Origin of the sequence: Limnobaculum zhutongyuii, assembly GCF_004295645.1 — a bacterium.
GTDB lineage: Bacteria > Pseudomonadota > Gammaproteobacteria > Enterobacterales > Enterobacteriaceae > Limnobaculum > Limnobaculum zhutongyuii.
Map to the genome: position 1 here is coordinate 1,683,913 of NZ_CP034752.1, position 13,905 is coordinate 1,697,817.

12 protein-coding genes and 1 pseudogene are annotated in these 13,905 nt (G+C 43.9%); 10 read left to right on the forward strand and 3 right to left on the reverse strand.

Features of this window, described 5'->3' with window-relative positions:
• Positions 1–38: 38 nt before the first annotated feature.
• The 6 genes and pseudogenes from EKN56_RS07350 (at position 39) to EKN56_RS07370 (ending at position 8,123) form a co-directional block, all read left to right on the forward strand.
• The gene (locus EKN56_RS07350) at positions 39–3,437 is read left to right on the forward strand and encodes a DUF2345 domain-containing protein (protein ID WP_130591180.1); all 3,399 of its coding nucleotides are present in this window, start codon (positions 39–41) and stop codon (positions 3,435–3,437) included.
• Between the two features lie 480 nt (positions 3,438–3,917).
• Positions 3,918–4,008: pseudogene (locus EKN56_RS21615) on the forward strand (hypothetical protein); the annotation flags it as partial.
• Between the two features lie 314 nt (positions 4,009–4,322).
• Entirely contained in the window at positions 4,323–5,975 is a 1,653-nt protein-coding gene (locus EKN56_RS07355) for a phospholipase D-like domain-containing protein (RefSeq protein WP_407656550.1), read from the forward strand.
• Positions 5,972–7,024, forward strand: a complete 1,053-nt coding sequence (locus EKN56_RS07360; protein ID WP_130591182.1) for a hypothetical protein — start codon at positions 5,972–5,974, stop codon at positions 7,022–7,024. Before EKN56_RS07355 ends, EKN56_RS07360 begins: the two co-directional genes overlap by 4 nt.
• Positions 7,025–7,026: 2 nt before the next feature.
• A complete protein-coding gene (locus EKN56_RS07365; protein WP_130591183.1) occupies positions 7,027–7,707 on the forward strand; it encodes a hypothetical protein in 681 nt (226 codons plus the stop codon).
• Positions 7,656–8,123: a hypothetical protein gene (locus tag EKN56_RS07370; RefSeq protein WP_130591184.1), complete on the forward strand. Its 468-nt coding sequence runs from the start codon at positions 7,656–7,658 to the stop codon at positions 8,121–8,123. Before EKN56_RS07365 ends, EKN56_RS07370 begins: the two co-directional genes overlap by 52 nt.
• Positions 8,124–8,350: 227 nt before the next feature.
• Here EKN56_RS07370 and ltaE read toward each other — a convergent pair whose 3' ends face one another.
• Positions 8,351–9,406 (reverse strand): low-specificity L-threonine aldolase, encoded by a 1,056-nt coding sequence (gene ltaE, locus EKN56_RS07375; RefSeq protein WP_130591185.1) that lies wholly within the window; start codon positions 9,404–9,406, stop codon positions 8,351–8,353.
• A gap of 327 nt (positions 9,407–9,733) precedes the next feature.
• Between ltaE and EKN56_RS07380 the strand changes: the two genes are divergently transcribed.
• The 4 genes from EKN56_RS07380 (at position 9,734) to lplA (ending at position 12,523) form a co-directional block, all read left to right on the forward strand.
• Positions 9,734–10,198 (forward strand): C40 family peptidase, encoded by a 465-nt coding sequence (locus EKN56_RS07380; protein ID WP_130591186.1) that lies wholly within the window; start codon positions 9,734–9,736, stop codon positions 10,196–10,198.
• A 49-nt stretch (positions 10,199–10,247) separates the two neighbouring features.
• Entirely contained in the window at positions 10,248–10,937 is a 690-nt protein-coding gene (locus EKN56_RS07385) for a helix-turn-helix transcriptional regulator (protein WP_130593629.1), read from the forward strand.
• Positions 10,938–11,039: 102 nt separating this feature from the next.
• On the forward strand, positions 11,040–11,408 hold the full coding sequence (locus tag EKN56_RS07390) for a VOC family protein (protein ID WP_130591187.1): 369 nt from the start codon (positions 11,040–11,042) through the stop codon (positions 11,406–11,408).
• A gap of 98 nt (positions 11,409–11,506) precedes the next feature.
• Positions 11,507–12,523 (forward strand): lipoate--protein ligase LplA, encoded by a 1,017-nt coding sequence (gene lplA / locus EKN56_RS07395; RefSeq protein ID WP_130591188.1) that lies wholly within the window; start codon positions 11,507–11,509, stop codon positions 12,521–12,523.
• A 61-nt stretch (positions 12,524–12,584) separates the two neighbouring features.
• Here lplA and EKN56_RS21460 read toward each other — a convergent pair whose 3' ends face one another.
• Positions 12,585–12,707: a hypothetical protein gene (locus EKN56_RS21460; protein ID WP_260676973.1), complete on the reverse strand. Its 123-nt coding sequence runs from the start codon at positions 12,705–12,707 to the stop codon at positions 12,585–12,587.
• Positions 12,708–12,853: 146 nt separating this feature from the next.
• On the reverse strand, positions 12,854–13,903 hold the full coding sequence (locus tag EKN56_RS07400; protein WP_130591189.1) for a 3-deoxy-7-phosphoheptulonate synthase: 1,050 nt from the start codon (positions 13,901–13,903) through the stop codon (positions 12,854–12,856).
• Positions 13,904–13,905: the final 2 nt, after the last annotated feature.

Genomic DNA, 13,905 nt, shown 5'->3' on the forward strand with positions numbered 1-13,905 from the left:
TGGTCGTTACCAGACAGAAATAAGGGAGGAGAAACAGCGTGAAAGATAAAATTATCAGTGCTGGCAAAGCGATGCTGAATGAACAGCTTCAGGCTTATGGAATAGAGGATATCTCCGGGACAGGCGGTGCGGGTTTGTCATTATTAGATGATGGGTTAAACCGTTATCAGTTGGCGATTGATGGCTTGAATGCCCGGCTTTCAGTGTTAAGCGTACAGGGTCATGAGCACCTGAGCGAAATCTGGCAATATGACATTCAGTTTACCGCACAGCATGGCCTGACCATGGAACAGGTATTGAGTGAAAAAGCGGTATTCACGCTGGCTCCCGGTGGTATCAGCAGCCTGAGTGGTGCAGCCGGTCAGTTAAGTAATGAACTGATGAACGCCTTTAATGCCTTTGGTGGCATGTTCAGTGACAAAATTGGCAGCGCGTTTAATTCTCCTTCCGCTGGTTTTTCCATTAACAGCGTCAGCCAGATGGCCAGTCGCGGTATGGGGATGGTGAATCAGGCCAGTTCGGCGGTAAGCAAGCTGGGTGGCATGGCGGATTCCATTGGCGGCATTGCCGGTAAGGCATCCGGTTTACTGGGTAAAGCAGGTTCCGGTTTGTCATCCATCAGCAGCATGGCCAGTTCGCTGACAGGTGGCGAAAGTGAAACCCGGATTCTGTACGGCGTGGTCACCGCTTTCAGCCAGTTGTCCGGTTCAGCAGATGAAGCCCGCTATTCCATTACCTTATCTCCCCGTTTAGCCCTGCTGGACAACAGCCAAAACAGCGCTATCTTCCAGAACCAGACGGTGCCTCAGGTGGTGGAACAGGTTCTGCGTCAACACGAGATGACCGGGGTGGATTTTCGTTTTGAACTGACAGAAACCTATCCGGTAAAAGAGTACATCACCCAGTGGCAGGAGAGTGATTTAACCTTTATTCGTCGCTTGCTGGCGGACAGCGGTATCTGGTTCAGTTTTGAAACCCATACCAAACACAGCTGTTATGTGGTGGTGTTTGGTGATTCGGAACAGCAATATCAGGACGGCCCAACCGCCAGCTATCGTCAGCCATCCGGCAATAATGATAACGGTGTGGAGTCGGTCTGGGATATGTCGGTGGCGCGTAAAACCGTGCCGCAAAGTGTGCTGACTCAGGACTATAACTACCGTAACGCGCAAACCGGCATGAAGTCGGAAGTCAACGGCGCGCAAAAAGATAAAACCACCCGTGGTCAGCATTATGTTTATGGTGAACACTACCGTGATAAAGGGGAAGTGGTTAACCACGCGAATGCGCAGGATGATGTGCTGGGTCAGTTCAGCAATATGATGCCGAATGGTCTGGGAGATATTCCCGGCGTCAGCCAGTTAAGCGGTGTGGCGGGTTCAGCAGTTTCCGGTGTGACTGGTGCGGTGCAGAATATGGCGGGTCAGGCCAAAGGCGCTTTTGACAGCGTTGGCAGCTCGTTAAGTGGTTTATCGGAGAAAGGTGGCGACCTGCTGAATGGCCTGAACGGTGGCGGCAGTGAAGGTGAAGACGCTGCTGGTGATGAGCCGGACAGCGTAGGTCAGGGTGCCTGGTACGCACGCCTGCGTCATCAGCGCTTTATGACTGAACAAATCACCATCAGTGGTAAAACCACCTTATCCCATCTGGCACCGGGACAGATTCTGACCGTAACCGGCTCGCCGATAGCGGAAGCGGGCAGCGGTATTCTGATTGTTTCAGTAGAGACACAGGGCGACCGTCAGCAGGCTTACGTTATCAGCTTTACCGGTATTCCTTACGACGTCCTGCGCCCTTATCGTCCGGCCCGTTTAGTCTGGCCAACTATCAGCGGCACTTTACCGGCACGGGTGACCAGTCCGGATAACGACACCTACAGCTATATCGACGCACAGGGTCGCTATCGGGTGAAGATGGACTTCGACCTGAACGACAACTGGCGTAAAGGGGAAGATAGCCTGTGGATGCGGCTGGCGAAAGCCTACGCCGGTGAAACCTACGGCATTCACTTCCCGCTGATTGACGGCACCGAAGTGGCTATCGCCTTTACCGAAGGCAATCCGGACCGTCCGTATATTGCCCACGCCATGCACGATTCCCGTCATGGGGATGTGGTCACTGTGGCCAATCATAAACGTAATGTTATTCGCACCCCGGCCAATAACAAACTGCGGATGGACGACGAGCGCGGCAAAGAACATATCAAAGTTGCCACCGAATACGGCAAAACCCAGTTGAATATGGGGCATCTGGTGGATGCGGAGCGTAAACAGCGGGGAGAAGGGTTTGAGCTGCGCACCGATGAGTGGGGGGCGATACGGGCGGGAAAAGGGTTGTTTATCAGTGCGGATGAGCAGCAGACCGCCAAAGGTGAAGTCCGGGAAATGGAGCCTGCGCTGAGCCTACTGGAAGCGGCTTACTCGCAGATGCAGGGTCTGAACCATGCAGCAGAACAGGCACAGGCGCTGGTGGCGGAAATCGCTGCTCAGAAGACGCTGATTGAGCAAAAACTGAAGGACCTGACGGCGAGCGTGATACTGGCCAGCGCACCGGACGGTATTGGTATTGCCAGCGGTGAGGACATGCAGCTGGCGGCGTCTAACAATCTGTATCTCAACGCGGGCAGCAATGCGGATATTGGCGTGGCTAAAAAACTGACGCTGGCAACGGGTGACGGTATCAGCCTGTTTACCCAGAACAGCGGTATGAAACTGCTGGCCAATCAGGGGAAGGTGGAAGTACAGGCGCAAAATGACGCCATGCAGTTGGCCTCAAAACAGGATATGGAGATTGCCAGCGTGGATGGGAAGGTCTCAGCCGTGGCTGTTCAGGAGTTGATTCTGATTTGTGGTGGAGCCTATATAAAAATCTCGGCTGGAAATATTGAATTGGGATGTCCGAAGAATATAACCATTAAGTCGATTGCGATGCAGAAGATGGGGCCGGATAGTCTTAGTACCCCTCACCCAGAGTGGAATGATACCAATCTGTCGGAAGTAAAACTAAATATAGAATTGACAGATATCCCGGGTATGGACAATGTGACTTTTGGCGATGCCCATTGGCGCATTGTCAATGCACCTACAAGTAATGACGCATTGATTCAATCAGAGTATTTACTCAGCGGAACGACAGATCAAGACGGCCGTATTATTTTAACTGATGAAGAAAATAAATCTTTTAATAAAGCCTATCATGAATCACCTAATCATCTTTGGTTGGTTGTTAATGATCGAGTAACGCAACTAATGTTTAGAAGTGAACAATCTTATTGGGGAGAAGAGGATAAACTTAATCAAGCATTGGATGCTATGGGGTATACATCAACACTTTTTTCCTCTTATGGGAACGATAATGTTGATATTTTGCGTAATGAAATGAAAGGATTTCAGCAAAAAACCATCAAAAATACATTGTTTAATAAGCTAAAGGACTAACGAATGAGCGGATTTTCAACAGAAAAAACAAAGATCATTATGAAAGATAATGGTAATAGTTTAAGAACTTCACAAAATGCTCAAGTTCACGGCTATGCAAGTAATCAGTTTGCACCAAATAGAAAAGGAAATAAGGTTGAATCTTTAGTTACTGGAAAAGCTTATTTTACGCGTTTGGTACAAGATATTAGATTGGCGGAAAAAGAGATTCTTTTAGCAGATTGGCAATTGAACTGGGATGTACAACTGTTGCCAGAAGATACAAAAGAAAGTGGCTTAAGATTATATGACTTGTTAAAAGAACAAGTATTAGCTAAACCAGAATTGGTAATAAAGATTCTGATTTGGGAAGGGAGTCCAAAAGGACTATATACTTACAGTGACGATAGCCTAAATGTATTAGAATCTATTAATACACAAATAGGACGAAAGCCAATTCAGATTCAGTTATCCCCAACACAATCTGACGATACACCAATGTATTTTAGTCATCATCAAAAGTTTGTTGTTATAGATAAAAAGATTGCCTATATCGGTGGTATGGACTTAGCTTATGGGCGATATGATGATGAGCGTTATGATTTGAATCCAGTGATAAATCCGGAATTAAAAGAAGAAGGTATTTTGGGGCGGCAGGCATTGAATCGCTATAACCCTTGTGTTGCTCCTGTAGGTCAAATCGATTCCAATAAACTTGTAGATCCCGATTTGTTAACGGGTTCTTATGATAGTCAATTTAATGCTAAAACAGAAATAGAAAAAATAAATAAAGGTTATTGGCAAGGAACTAAAGCGGCGGGTGTTGTACCCTATTATTCAATATCGGGTACAGTATTGGATGAAAAAAAACAGCCAAGAATGCCATGGCAGGATATTCAAGCTCGAATGGAAGGTCCATCGGTTTTGGATGTGGTATGTAATTTTGCTCTCCGTTGGAATACATTAGCGAAAAAAAATCCTAAAAAATGGGATTATTACATATTGCCGACTCTGGAAGAGTATGAAGAACCAATCATAGTGGGTAATGATCAAGTTCAAGTGTTACGTAGTGCCGGTTCTGCTATGTGTGTAGCAGAGGATGCAGGAAAGGCTAAGGGAATTATAACTGGAGCAAAGATAGATAATATTGATAAGAATGCTAAATATCAGGATGAAATCTACCAGGCAATGATGAAACTGATAAAAAACTCTAAAGATTATATCTATATAGAAAGCCAATATTTTTTGTCTGATTATGGAGAAACCAGTGATGTTGCTGATAGCTTGTCAGTGCCAGCTAATGCGGCAAAAAGTACAGTAGGATTTAAAGAAGGGGTAAGTGGACTAGCATCATGGTGGAATAGTGATATTCATGATAATAAAGGCATCCATAATAAAATTGTTGATGCTTTATCCGAGCGTATTCATCGACATATTTTATCTGAATTTAGCAATGCACCAACTAAAGGGTTTCATCTTTATCTTGTGTTACCAGTTTATCCAGAAGGGAACTTAGCTGATGGTTCCTTGATGAATACTATTTTTCATACCATGCAAACGTTGGTTGGTGGGGAAAAAAGTTTACTTAAACGAATTCGATACTCAATAAGGGTCAAGGAAGTACTGGAGGAGGCTAGGGCGGAAGGTGCGGAATTAAATGTAAAAGCGGTAGAGGAATCAGTAAAAAAAGATCTAAAGGGATTACTATTTACGGAAGATGATTACCAAAAGTGTAAAAAATATATAACAGTATTGAACCTCAGAAACTGGAGGAAGATTGAAGGGAATGCTGTAACTGAGCAAATATATATACATAGTAAGATTATGATTGTAGACGATCTGTTTGCCATTATAGGTAGTGCTAATGTTAACGATCGGAGTTTATTAGGAACCAGAGATTCAGAACTAGCACTATTGGTTGTTGGTGAACCTGATGGCGAGGGGCATCGGCGTTTTGCCCGAGATTTTCGTGAGCAACTGTGGCGAAAAATGTTGGGAGTAGCGAAGAATTCTGAACCTGGAAGAGGTATTACAGAGGCTGAGTTTCAGGAGCTATTTGAAATGCCAATGACGTACCAAACGGGAAATAAGATTCAAAAGATTGCTGAAACAAATTCAAAAATATATGAGAGGATATTTAGACATGTACCGAGAAATTATTATAAGAAAATTGCGGGTGATGTTGGATACGTTAAGGATAATCCTAATATAGTACAATTCTACTCTTCAATATATCCAACGTTAGACCCTACTGATAAAAAGAAAAGTATAAATAAATTTAGCTTGCCTTTTTATGAGGAGTTTTGGTTAGATGGAGATAATGAAAATAACTCAGGGAAATATAAAATTAGTGGTCAAGAGTTAGAAAAAATCAGGGGTTATATTATAAGTATGCCAGTATTTTGGAGTTATGGTGAGAGTAATGATCTAAAATATTCTCTAGATGTAATTACCCAAAATGATAATAAAGAAAATTCAATGGATATGGGAGAGGGAAAAATAGAAACAATTATAGTGAACAATAATATTAATCATCCAGAAGAGGATGCTTTTTCATGAAAATATTAAAAAAAAGCCATTGTTTACTATTTATTGTTGCTAGTATAGCAACTAATGCGCATAGCGAAGTTAAATACGTTAAAGAGTGCATTGGCCACTATAAATACGATCTTCCTGATAGTAGTTATCCTGGGTTATTACCTGTAAGTATATTAGAAGGAAGAATTGATGCTAATTACGCTCGTTTTCCTAATGGAGAAAAAGTATTTCCACGTTATGAAAATCAGTTGCAGTATCAAACTTATTGGTTTGTTTTTGAAGCAAAAGATAAGAATGATTCAATTAAATATAGTGAAAAGAAACTGGAGCGATTTAAGCAAAAAAAGAAAGAACAGTTAGCATCATCATTAGATTTTGAACGTGAGGAAGGGAAGGGTTATCATTACAAAAGAGTAGATGACACATTATATTTAATGAATAAAAAAGCATATAATGCTATGTTTTTTTGGGGTAATTATGGATACTTTTTTGGTGGTGAGTTTAATAATTTTACTATAAATAATAATGATATAAAAATGCAAAGTAATCGAGCTTTAATTGCGCCTCGAAGATTGAATGAGATTCCTCAAAATGGGTTGTGTATTCCCATGGCGACGTTAAAAGAAACCGATATGAAAGATCTCGATTTAACAGCAAATTATCAATTATTGGATTACCCTGAAGTAACATTTTCTCTTCAGGAAAGTGTGACAACTAACCAAGATTATCAGGAAAAACCCAACCGAGACTGGATCGATATGAGGTTAATTACTGTGGCAAATCATCATTCAGAGAACACTAAGATTCATTTGATAGGTTCCCCTCGTTACCGTTCTCGCTCATTAGGTGATAAACAAGGACTCGAGGTTCTGAGTCAATATATTAGTCGTGAAAGTAAGAAGCCAGTTTATTTGTATATTGCTCGTATGATTGCGGATAAACCGGGCGACTCATCATTGACATTTTTAGCCTATTTGGATGAATCTAATGCCAAAAATAATCCTCTACCAGTTGAAGAATTTGAAAAAATAATGACACGGATTGTTGATTCGATAGAACGGCGAAAGTAGAGATGGATTTATATTATTTTAATATTATCATAGCTATTATAATCAGAAAAAACAGTAAGTTGTTAGGTATGGTTATAAGTTTAGGTATGATGACACATGCACATTCAGAAATTCAATATAATAAGGAATGCCTGGGGCACTATAAGTTTGATTTACCTACTCAAAGTTACCCTGCGTTATTACCTATACAGTTATTAGAAAATCGTTCTGTTAGTCCAGATGAAGGACGCTTTCTTAATGGTGATCAAACTTTCCCTTATTATGAGAATCATAATATATATGTTTCTTATTGGTATATAATAAACTTAGGGGATAACTATAATATTAATAGTTATATGAATAAAAGAATTGATATTTCCGAGAGTATCAAGAGAAAAGCCATAGATTTTGGTGATATTGAGAAGAAAGAGGTCGGGCTATCATCTCAGTATGAAAGAACTAATGACACGCTATTTTTAATAAATAGCAAGGGTTATAGTATTGTGTATTTTTCTGGTAATTACGCTTATTATTTTGATGATAAATATTCGAGGAGTGATCAAGTTAATATTGAACGAGTTTTAAATGATGCTCATACTGCTCGTTCAATGATTTCACCAAGAAAACTCAATGAAATCCCCAAAAGCGGACTATGTATCCCGATGGCTACGCTGAAAAAACGGATGAAAAAAATCTGGAACTGACAGCTAATTATCAGTTATTAAATCATCCTGAGGTGACATTTTCTTTTAATGAAAGTGTTGTTACTCGGGAGGACTATCAGAGTGAGGCTAATAGAGATTGGATAGATCTTAGGTTAATGATTGTAGGTAGTCATCATTCAAAAGATAAAAAAATTAGTCTTTTAGGTTCTCCTCGTTATCAAGACATTTCATTGGGGGGGCAAAAGGGAGTAGCAGTCTTAAGCAAATATATTAGCTATGAGAGTGAGAAACCAGTTTATTTTTATATTGCTCGTATGATTTCTAATGATCCTGAAAAATCCTCTTTAACCTTTTTAGCACGTATGGATGAATCTAAAGCTAAAAATACCCCGCTAACAGTAAATGAATTTGAATTGTTGGTGACTAATATAGTGGATTCAGTAGAACGACGATAAAAGATAATATAATCAGTCCATATCGGTAAAAAAATGGTCCCTGTTCTTGAAAAAAGGGCCTGATAAAGCTAATCCAATGAATACACCGAACCAAAATGAAACGCCGATAGACGTTGATCCAGGAAAAATTATTCAGAAATCTGCTATCTATTTCTCTGCAAGATAGCAACGATGCACTACAAAACCGCCTTCTCCGAAGGCGGCATCAACTCAAACCTCAACACCCATCACCCATAAATTCCCCGTGCACCACCATCTCCACTGCCCGGAGTAGCGATTCTTCCCTTAAATTCCCGCCATAAATCTACCACCCGCTTCAGGTCTTCCCGTGAAACATCCAGATGGGTGACCAGACGGGTGATTGGCCCGGCATTGATTAAGATACCGCGCTGTTTCATCCACGGGCCAAGCTGACTGACTTCGTTAGCCGGCAGGCGCAGGAATAGCATATTGGTTTGCGCACCGGGAGAAACTACTTCGACGCCTAACGCGGCCAGCTGTTCTGCCAGCCATTGTGCGTTGTCGTGGTCTTCACGCAGTCTCTCTACGTTATGGTGCAGGGCATACAGGGCAGCCTGAGCCAGTATTCCAGCCTGACGCATACCGCCACCCACCATTTTTCTCCAGCGTCGGGCCTGTTTTATATATTCGGTACTGCCGCACAGCAGTGAACCTACCGGTGCGCCAAGGCCTTTTGACAGGCAAATAGTTAACGTATCGCAATATTGGGTTAGGGTGGTTAAAGGAACTCGCATGGCCACTGAGGCGTTAAAAATGCGAGCACCATCCACGTGCAGAGCTAATTTCTTTTTGCGGGTAAATGCCCATGCCTGATGGAGATAATCCAGTGGCAGTACTTTACCATTATGGGTATTTTCAAGGCACAGTAGCCTGGTGCGGGCAAAATGAATGTCATCAGGTTTAATAACGCTGGCGACGACGTCTAATGGTAAGGTGCCATCTTCTGCTGCATCAATCGGTTGAGGCTGGATGCTGCCTAATACTGCAGCACCACCGGCTTCAAACATATAGTTATGGGCCTTTTGGCCAACAATATATTCCTCACCGCGTTGACAATGGGTTAGCAGGGCGACCAGATTAGCCTGAGTACCGGTTGGCAAAAATAACGCAGCCTCTTTCCCGGATAGCGCTGCGGCTTCGTGCTCCAGTTGATTGACGCTGGGGTCATCACCATACACATCATCACCAACAGCAGCATCTGCCATCGCTTGTCGCATGGCTTTTCCGGGCTTGGTTACGGTATCACTTCGCAGGTCTATCATATTGGGCACCTTACTGAACAATGAGGAATAAGGAAATTATAAGCTTCCTTTGTATCACGCTCGTAGAGTAACAAAAAAGATAAAAATTAAATGAGATTGTTTCTGCGGATAATCACTTAGCCAAAAAGTGAGTTTAAACTGATATTGATTAGCTTAATGCCGGGGTAGTGAGGGCACTAATTTACCACTCAAAAACAGCAGCAAAACCGATTAATTGGCAAAAGATGCCGGTTAAATGGACTAAACTGCACTGAAACCTTGTCTTTTCTCGTTTTTTAAGCTAATTATGAAAAAGTTATGTGCATAAAGCGTGGAGAAGAGAGACCGATGCATTTACGATATCTATTGCTTCTGGTTTTACTGGTGCTGGCAGGTTGTTCCAGTAATACACCGCCGCCGAGCGGAAAACTTTCCGATCCTATTTTTGTATTAGCACAGCTTAAAGAACAACACCGTGAATGGCGTGGCGCGCCTTATCGTTATGGCGGCTTGTCCCGCAGCGGCGTCGATTGCTCCGGTTTTGTATATAAAACCTTCCACGATCGGTTTAATATCAATCTTCCCCGCACCACAAAACTACAGGCTGAGGTTGGCTCTAAAGTCTCCCGCGATGAGCTGATGCCGGGCGATTTGGTATTCTTTAAAACCGGTAGGGGTGAAAATGGGCTGCATGTTGGTATCTATGATGCTGATGGCGCATTTTTACATGCTTCAACCAGTAAAGGGGTGATGACGTCTTCACTGGACAGCCCATACTGGAAGAATGCCTACTGGCAATCCCGCCGTCTGTGATGCATCAGCGTCCATTTATTACTATGTTGCAGTAAGAGAAGAGGTTATTTTGTCTCGTTCAGAACGCCTGCTTCAACTGCTGCAACTTCTGCGTAATCATCGTTATCCCGTCAGCGGTGCCGATCTGGCATCCCAACTTAATATCAGCTTACGTACTCTGTATCGTGATATTCGCAGCCTGCAGGCTCAGGGAGCGCAAATCGAAGGAGAGACGGGGCTTGGCTATGTATTACGTGAGGGTTTTGTTTTACCGCCGCTCATGTTCACTCCTGAAGAGATTGAAGCGCTGGTATTGGGCGCACGCTGGGTGTCAGAACGAACGGATAGCGAACTGGCAGGTTCCGCCAGACAGGCATTAGCTAAAATATCCGCCATCGTTACCCCGGCGTTACGCTATCGGCTGGATGAGTCGCCATTATTGGTTGGGCCAACAGATTCATCGTTACTTTGTCAGCAGTTAGTATTGGATATTCGTCAGGCGATTGAAGCAGAACATAAACTGGTCATTCACTATGGTGACCAGAATGGTCGACAAACTGAGCGTACCATTTGGCCTTTTGCCATTGGCTTTTTCGATCAAATCCGCCTGTTGGTAGCCTGGTGTGAATTAAGAAAAGAGATACGCAATTTCCGACTGGACCGCATTACTAACCTGCAAACCACAGGCAATAAGTACCCCCGACGTCGTCAAACGTTATTAAATGAGTGGTATCGCCAAAATAATATTTCCCGCCAATAAACACTACTGACATAAACTGTCACTGGTCTTACTTAGGATGTATGCATCACCGCTGAACTAAAGCAGGGCAGCATTGATTTCATTTATCTTAAGGAGAGTAAAATGTTAGATGCCAATATGTTTGTCTTTTATGTGGATAATCCAACGGTTAGCAAGGATTTTTATCAGAACCTGTTGAGTCAGCCCGCAGTGGAAGCTTCGCCGACGTTTGCCATGTTCCGTTTTTCTTCAGGGGTATTGCTAGGGCTATGGTCTAAACATACGGTAGAGCCTAAGGCTGGTGAAATTACGGCCAGTGGCGAATTAGGGTTCGCCGTTGCCTCTAACCAGATGGTTGATGACTATTATCAACAGTGGAAACAAAAGGGGGTATCTATCCAGCAAACGCCTCAAATGATGGATTTTGGTTATACCTTCACCGCGGAAGATCCAGATGGCCACCGGCTGCGAGTTTTTGCCATAAGCAAATAGCTAGCCTGATGATTAAGCGGGAAAAATCCCGCTTAATCACACGAAGTAACGTTATCCATGTTAAGATTAATTATCTTATTACCGGATGGATAATGTTTATGTCTTCTTTGCGTCTGCTTATCTCTGATTCCTACGATCCCTGGTTTAATCTGGCAGTAGAAGAGTGTATTTTTCGCCAAATGCCTGCCACACAGCGAGTACTGTTTTTATGGCGTAATGCGGATACGGTGGTTATCGGACGAGCGCAAAATCCGTGGAAAGAGTGCAACACTCGCCGTATGGAAGAAGATAACGTTAAGCTGGCGCGTCGCAGCAGCGGTGGCGGCGCGGTATTTCACGATTTAGGTAATACCTGCTTTACCTTTATGGCGGGAAAACCTGAATATGACAAAACCATTTCTACCGCTATTGTGGTCAACGCCTTAAATTCCCTCGGTATTGAAGCTACGGCCTCCGGACGTAACGATCTGGTAGTGAATACCGCAGAAGGTGAACGCAAAGTCTCCGGATCGGCCTATCGGGAAACCATGGACCGGGGATTCCACCATGGCACCTTACTGCTGGATGCGGATTTAACCCGACTGGCAAACTACCTTAACCCGGATATTAAGAAGCTACAGGCTAAAGGCATCACCTCCGTCAGAGGCCGGGTAACTAACCTGAAACAGCTTTTGCCAACCATTACTCATCAGCAAATCTGTGACGCTGTCACTAAATCATTCTTTGAACATTATGGTGAGCAGGTGATTGCTGAGCATATCTCTCCGGATGCATTACCGGATTTACCAAACTTTGTAGATACTTTTGCCCGTCAGAGCAGTTGGGAATGGAATTTTGGTCAGGCTCCGGCGTTCACCCACTTACTGGATCAGCGCTTTGTATGGGGTGGTGTAGAACTGCATTTTGACGTAGAAAAAGGCCACATCACCCGCACTCAAATATTCACCGACAGCCTGACTCCGGCACCACTGGAAACACTGGCAGAAAACCTACAGGGCTCCATCTACCACAGCGACGCACTAAAACAACAATGCCTCGACCTGATAAAACAGTTCCCCGAACAGGAAAAAGAACTCACCGAACTGGGCAACTGGATCGCGGAGATTGTCAGATAACAACAATAGCGATTGACGGTTTCCGGAAATTTTTAGAACTAAGGATGTGTGTTTAGCAAAGTCAATCGGAGGGAGAGGCTGCCGTTGGGGTCGTAGCAGCTTTAGCTGCCGGACAAACAGGCAAAGCCTGTTTGAACAGCGCTAGCGCTGGCCCGTCAGGGTGAAACACCGCAAGGTGTTTCATAACTGCCCCTAGGCTGACTAGGCCCGACGCACTCCAAACTTAAGTACAGATGGTCTTCCAGCCGGACACATAGGTAATATAAGCACTACATAACTACGGCCGGAATATCCACTAAAGTCGATTTAAAAATATCAAAACAAAAAGACTTAACTAAACCGCGATTCCACCGCTGCCGCCAGACTCTCCAGCATCTTCTCCGTATCTCCCCAACTCAAACAAGGATCGGTAATCGACTGCCCATAAGTAAGCGCTTGTCCAGCTTGCAGCTTCTGAGTCCCTTCAATTAAAAAACTCTCAGCCATCACACCGGCAACCGCCATAGAACCCGCTTTTATCTGCTCACAAATATTCTCGCACACGTCTAACTGACGGCGATGCAACTTCTCACAGTTACCGTGACTAAAGTCCACTACCAAATGCTCTGGCAGGTCGAACTGACGTAAATTGTCACAGGCGCCTGCGATATCAGCAGCATGGTAGTTTGGTGTCTTACCGCCACGCAGAATAATATGGGCGTAAGGGTTGCCGCTGGTGCGATATATACTCATCTGGCCTGATTTATCCGGCGACAGGAACATATGGCTGGAACGTGCGGCACGAATTGCATCAATAGCGATTTTAGTGCTGCCATCGGTACCATTTTTAAACCCAACCGGGCAAGAGAGTGCCGATGCCATCTCGCGATGGATTTGGCTTTCGGTCGTACGGGCACCAATAGCGCCCCAGCTAATCAGATCGGCAATATATTGCCCGATCACCATATCTAAAAACTCAGTGGCGGTAGGCATACCCAACCGATTGATTTTTAGTAAAAGTTCACGCGCCTGTTGTAACCCCTGATTAACCTGATAAGAACAATCTAGATTAGGATCGGAAATCATACCTTTCCAGCCCACCACGGTACGCGGCTTTTCAAAGTAAGTGCGCATCACAATTTCTAAGCGATCCTGATAGCGATCGCGCAAAACGTTTAATCGTTCGGCATAATCGATTGCGGCATCAACATCGTGGATGGAGCAGGGACCAACAATAACCAGTAATCGACGGTCTTCACCGTGGATAATCTTTTCGATACGCTGACGCGACCGGGTAATATTAGTGCTGATTTCTTCAGTAATTGGAAACAGCTGTGCCAGTCGCTCAGGGGTCACCAGGCTGTCGATCAGCGAGGTGCGGAGCTCATCAGTTTTATTCATGA

Coding starts and splice junctions, on each gene's coding strand:
- EKN56_RS07365 (WP_130591183.1), top strand. CDS start 7,027: ATGGATTTATATTATTTTAATATTATCATAGCTATTATAATCAGAAAA.
- EKN56_RS21460 (WP_260676973.1), bottom strand. CDS start 12,707: ATGAAACACCTTGCGGTGTTTCACCCTGACGGGCCAGCGCTAGCGCTG.
- lplA (WP_130591188.1), top strand. CDS start 11,507: ATGTCTTCTTTGCGTCTGCTTATCTCTGATTCCTACGATCCCTGGTTT.
- EKN56_RS07390 (WP_130591187.1), top strand. CDS start 11,040: ATGTTAGATGCCAATATGTTTGTCTTTTATGTGGATAATCCAACGGTT.
- EKN56_RS07380 (WP_130591186.1), top strand. CDS start 9,734: ATGCATTTACGATATCTATTGCTTCTGGTTTTACTGGTGCTGGCAGGT.
- EKN56_RS07400 (WP_130591189.1), bottom strand. CDS start 13,903: ATGAATAAAACTGATGAGCTCCGCACCTCGCTGATCGACAGCCTGGTG.
- EKN56_RS07360 (WP_130591182.1), top strand. CDS start 5,972: ATGAAAATATTAAAAAAAAGCCATTGTTTACTATTTATTGTTGCTAGT.
- ltaE (WP_130591185.1), bottom strand. CDS start 9,406: ATGATAGACCTGCGAAGTGATACCGTAACCAAGCCCGGAAAAGCCATG.
- EKN56_RS07355 (WP_407656550.1), top strand. CDS start 4,323: ATGGAAGGTCCATCGGTTTTGGATGTGGTATGTAATTTTGCTCTCCGT.
- EKN56_RS07370 (WP_130591184.1), top strand. CDS start 7,656: ATGTATCCCGATGGCTACGCTGAAAAAACGGATGAAAAAAATCTGGAA.